Genomic DNA, 869 nt, shown 5'->3' with positions numbered 1-869 from the left:
ATGCACCAGCCTCTAAATATAACAATTGCCGTAGAGAGGCTGTTTTCAATGGATGTAGTCATTGAAAGAGCATGCGGTATGGATGTCCATAAGGACAATATTACTGCTTGTATTATGACACCTAAAGGCAAGGAGATTCAAACGTTTTCTACTAAAACTGTATTTCTATTACAGTTGGTTGACTGGATTAAACAACATAATTGTACCTATGTCGCTATGGAAAGCACGAGTGTTTATTGGAAGCCGATTGTGAATTTACTTGAAGCTGAGGATAATGAGTTTTTAGTTGTGAATGCCCAACATATGAAGGCAGTTCCAGTGCGTAAAACAGATGTGAAGGATGCTGAATGGATCGCCAAACTTCTTCGTCACGGACTGCTCAAAGCAAGTTATATTCCAGATTGGAATCAACGTGAACTGCGTGAACATTAAGTTGGGATCTGTTGTTTCTGATGTGTTGGGTGTTTCAGCCCGTGATATGCTTGACGCCATTGCAGATGATGAAGAGGATCCTGAAAAACTAGCAAACTTCGCTCGACGTACTATGAAAAAAAAGAAAGAAGAATTGGAACTCGCTCTTAAAGGGTATATCAACTCTCATCAACACCTCATGTTAAAAACCATTTTAGGACATATCGATTTTTTGATTGAGCAAATCAATATGTTGGATCAGGAAGTTGCGGCAAGAGTGAGCTCCAAGCAAGAAGATATAGAACGTCTGGATTCCATTCCAGGCATAGGAACAAGGATGGCTGAGCAAATTCTATCCGAAATTGGGACTGATGTGAAAAAACAATTCCCCACTGCAGCTCATATGTGCTCTTGGGCAGGATTAGTTCCTGGGCAAAATGAAAGTGCTGGAAAAAGAA

At 40.3% G+C, this 869-nt stretch carries 1 pseudogene; it reads left to right on the top strand.

What is annotated here, in order from left to right:
* Window positions 1-48: 48 nt before the first annotated feature.
* Window positions 49-869, top strand: a pseudogene (locus tag ACSU6B_RS29180) (IS110 family transposase); the annotation flags it as partial.

The sequence above is a fragment of the Neobacillus sp. C211 genome, from assembly GCF_051842875.1.
Lineage (GTDB): Bacteria > Bacillota > Bacilli > Bacillales > Cytobacillaceae > Neobacillus.
The sequence above is the reverse complement of the archived record's forward strand: the minus strand, read 5'-3'. Positions and strand labels throughout refer to the sequence as shown.